This window comes from Pedobacter sp. (assembly GCF_035566355.1).
GTDB lineage: Bacteria > Bacteroidota > Bacteroidia > Sphingobacteriales > Sphingobacteriaceae > Pedobacter.
Map to the genome: position 1 here is coordinate 1 of NZ_DATMRL010000029.1, position 4,358 is coordinate 4,358.

General features: G+C 39.9%; 3 protein-coding genes. All 3 read right to left on the bottom strand.

The genetic code is table 11. From position 1 onward, the window contains the following. The coding region (locus VNZ46_RS01030; protein WP_325558202.1) for a glycoside hydrolase family 2 protein at window positions 1–1,131 on the bottom strand (1,131 nt) is incomplete at its 3' end. Between the two features lie 259 nt (window positions 1,132–1,390). After that, window positions 1,391–1,795, bottom strand: coding sequence for a hypothetical protein (locus tag VNZ46_RS01035; RefSeq protein WP_325558203.1), 405 nt, complete (start codon window positions 1,793–1,795; stop codon window positions 1,391–1,393). A 45-nt stretch (window positions 1,796–1,840) separates the two neighbouring features. Then, window positions 1,841–4,303, bottom strand: a complete 2,463-nt coding sequence (locus VNZ46_RS01040; protein WP_325558205.1) for a hybrid sensor histidine kinase/response regulator — start codon at window positions 4,301–4,303, stop codon at window positions 1,841–1,843. Window positions 4,304–4,358 lie beyond the last annotated feature (55 nt).

Consider the following 4,358-nt stretch of genomic DNA (forward strand, 5'->3'; position numbering starts at 1 on the left):
CCATACCAGCATACCAAGCTTATCTGCCCAATAATACCATCTGGCCGGCTCCACTTTGATGTGCTTGCGAATGGTATTAAAGCCCATTGCTTTGATGGCCTTAATATCAAAAGCAAGGGCTTCATCGGTAGGTGCTGTATATAAGCCATCTGGCCAGAACCCCTGGTCAAGGGTACCCAGGTTATAATAAGCTTTGTTGTTCAGAAAGATGCGGTCTATACCTTTTGCATCCTTACCAATGCTGATCTTACGCATCCCAAAATAACTCTTCACCTCATCTTTCCCCAGCTTTACCGTTAAGTCATATAGATAAGGATTTGCAGGAGACCAGAGTTTCATATTAGCAATCGGTACAACGATACGCTCGTTTGCATTCCCTTTAAAAGTCTTTCCATCAATAACAGTTGTTACCGGAGCACCAGAAGCCGATTTCACCTCCAAATTCAACACACCTTTATCAATATCCGGAGTCATGACCAACCCTTCAATATAGTTTTCAGGAACAGTCTCCAGCCAAACCGTTTGCCAGATCCCGCTACTAGGTGTATAATAAATATTCTGCGGATTCAATACCTGTTTTCCATGCGGGCCGGTTCCCTGATCAGTTGGATCAAATACTTTTACAGTCAATTCATTAGAACCAGATCGCAGCGCACCCGTTATATCAAAAGAAAAGGCTGAGTAACCACCTTTATGCTGGCCCACTTCTTTTCCATTAACAAAAACTGTAGCCTGCCAGTCTACTGCACCAAAATGAAGCAAAGTCCTCCCACCCTTTTCAGGACTGAAATCAATGTTCTTTTTATACCATAGATTCTCTGTTGGCAACAAAATTTTCTTCACTCCAGACAGTGCAGATTCGATTGGATAAGGGACGAGGATCTGGCCTTCAAATGTCACGGGCTGGCCTGCATCTTTAGGAGTGATTGCATAATCCCATAATCCATTCAAATTTGTCCAGCTTGTACGGACCATTTGTGGTCTTGGATAGTTCTTTAATGCATTTCGAGGAGATACCTCTTTTGCCCAGCGGCTTTGGATGGCGACAGGTTGCATTTTATAAACAGTTTGCGCATTTGCACTTATTGCCGCTGTTCCTAGTAGCCACAACAGATGTGATTTCATTTTCATTTTACAATATTTGGTTGTCATTAATAACTTTCATATCTGTTCAAATAATTGAAAGATCAAAGGACAAACCTATAGAATGAAATCTGTAAAAAATTGGACTCTGTGAACGATTCGTTGGACTCTGTGAATGCTTTTTACCAAAATCGGTCGTTTTTCGATAAATTTCAGAAAAAGGTCCAACTTAAATTCGTGGTTGAATCACCTGCAGAAAATCAAATTTTTAGAAAAAAATGGTGTGAAAATTAAGATCAAAAATCCATCAGATCTTTTTGGGAACTCGGGGGATTGATTTGTAGTTCACTAAAAATTCAATAACAATGTCCAACCGATCCATCACCAGGTAAACCATTCCGGATCTGAACTGATCAGGTCGGCTGTCTTTTTCCTGCTTTCGAAGACCTGGCCATTCAGGATCAAATTTAATGATCAGATCAACCGCCGTGATTTGCTGAAGTTTAATGAGTTCCCTTCTGATGGCAGTAAGTTCCTTTGCGGCTTGTTTTTGATTGTTATTGGCTATGGCATCAAAGATTTCATCTGTTAGTGTCTTATACGCCCAGTCCAGATTTCTCATAAAATATTTCTGGATAGGTTTGTGTATGTTCTCTATTTCTTTAAAAAGTATTGTAAACAGATTTAGTCCGGTTTCTTTTGGCTGCATCATATATTGATCGGTTAATTTAGAATAAAGGTAGCAGATAAAGTTAGCTTATATTCCAAGACCTGGTTTCCATTGTTTAAACTTCCTTGAAAACGTTTCATTATCAAAAGGTTTCGTAATATAGTCATCCATTCCAGCCTCCAGACATTCTTGTTTATCTTTTTCAAAGGCACCGGCGGTCATAGCAATAACAACAGGTCTATCCTTACCATAGAGTTCTGTAAGTTTTCTTGTTGCTTGCAAACCATCCATCTCCGGCATCTGAACATCCATAAAAACCATATCGTAATGTTGTCTTTTCAACGACGATAATACTTCAAGCCCATTGGCTACTACATCACAGTCATAGCCCATAGCTTTTAAGATCTTTACTACAATTTTTTGATTGATGATGTTGTCTTCGGCTACCAAAATACTGAGGGGATCATGGTTCTCTCTGGGTACTACTGGGCCCGGATTCGGTTTCTCCTCTAGTTTTTCCTTCCTGACTTTTTTACCCAGTACATCGAGCAGCATTTTATTAAAATAAGACTGCTTGATTGGTTTATCTACAATTGCAGAAAAATATTTTCTGTCTCCATTACCATCAGCCGGAAAATATCCCGCAGAACTGAACAACACCAAGGGAGGTTTGGATTCGCCATATAATTCTGTTATTTCTTTCGCTGTTTCTACACCATTTTTATCAGGCATCAGCAGATCAATAATGACGATGTCGTATTTTTTTTCACTTATGGCCTGGATCCCATCTGTTCCGTTTATTGCAATATCTGCATGCATTCCCCACATTTCGCAGTGTCCTTTGAGAATACGTAAATTGGTTTTATTATCGTCGATGAGTAACGCAGATTTACCAGTTAAATCCGTTTGACTGCTCACTTGCTTGTATTGTTTAATCTCTATATTCACCTTAAGCCTGATGGTAAACTTAAAGGTCGTCCCTTTATTCACCTCGCTCTCCGCCCAAATATGCCCATGCATTCGCTCTATTAACCGCTGGCAAATGGCCAGACCGAGACCTGTACCTCCATATTTCCTTGTGGTGGAAGAATCAACCTGAGAAAATGAATTAAATAACTTGTGCATTTTATCCTCAGGGATACCTATACCAGTATCTCTCACTGAAAACTCGAGCTGATAATTATGACTGTCCTTGGCGAGCAACTTAATGGAGGTCAATATTTCTCCCGATGGTGTGAATTTAATAGCATTCCCTACCAAGTTGACCACAATTTGTCTAAGTCGGGTCATATCACCTATCAGCTCTGCGGGAATTTCCGGATCGATCTGGTAAAGTAAATCAATGTCTTTTTCAGCTGCTTTTACCGACAAGAGATCATAAGTTTCTTCGATGATCCGGTGAATAAAGAAAGGATGTTCTTCCAGTTCCAGTTTACCGGATTCAATTTTAGAAAAATCAAGGATTTCATTAATGATTTCCAGCAAGGCATCCGCACTCAAGCGTATCGATTCAACAAAATCAAATTGTTCCTCATCTAATGGGGTATTTCTTAATAAGCTTGTCATGCCTATAACACCATTCATTGGCGTTCTGATCTCATGGCTCATATTGGCCAAAAATTCAGATTTAGCCCTGTTTTGTTCATCCGCAAGCCTGCTCTTTTCTTCCAATTGGAGGTTAAGCGCTTTCATGTGCTCGTCAAACAGATATTGATTCGTCACGTCATCAAAAATCCAGAGCATTCCACTAAAGTTTTCAGAGACCGTAGGTCGGCAGCATACATTTAACACAAAGGTTTTTGGCTGATCAAATATCCACTTCCAATTGTCTTGCTTCTTCTCTCCAGATCTAAAGAGTTCCACCCCTCTTTTATAAATATCCTCCTTGTTGACAGCCCTATTTCTCAATTCCTCCATGGCAGCCGACAACTCGGCTGGCAATACATTTCCGCTCTTCAAACCAAAAAGTTTCGATGCATAACCATTGATCCAGCTATTTCTTCCACTATCATCGATGAATACGATGCTTTGAGGAACAGATTGCAAAATGGAATTAAATCTGACTTTTATTTCTTCAAGAGAATAATATACATTAGAAAGTTGTACACTTTCTTTAATTTTTTCGTGGCAGGCTTCAATGAATTCCTTAAAATCATTGTTGAAATCAAATGGACTGTCCCAGGCAAGTATCAATACTCCATTGAGAACCTCATGATATACCGGCATGACCACTAGTGCCGCCGGATTTTTAAATAGCCCAAACAATTCCTTTCTTACCGTCGAAAACGGTTGTTCAAAATACAAAGCACCAGGTCCCTTTCCGAATGCAGCCAGGAGGTCCGGATCTATATATTGTTTACGAACTACAGATTCGGGATTGACAATTCTCCCGGTTATGGCATCTTCTATTTTAATAAAGAGCACTTCAGAAGCCAGCGAAAGTTCTTTAAGATTCAGCATACTGCGCCTGGCAATGGCAGTCCAGTCTTCGTAACGCTCCGCCCGCCCCTGAGCCAGTATAAATTTAAGTGCCTGCTTGGCCCAGTTCATATAAAATTCTGATTTTTTCAAAACTTAAATAAATGATTTTATTGCAGATATGACT

Bases quoted from the DNA above. Each gene is read 5' to 3' on its own strand.
- VNZ46_RS01035 (WP_325558203.1), bottom strand. From the start codon at position 1,795: ATGATGCAGCCAAAAGAAACCGGACTAAATCTGTTTACAATACTTTTT.
- VNZ46_RS01040 (WP_325558205.1), bottom strand. From the start codon at position 4,303: ATGAACTGGGCCAAGCAGGCACTTAAATTTATACTGGCTCAGGGGCGG.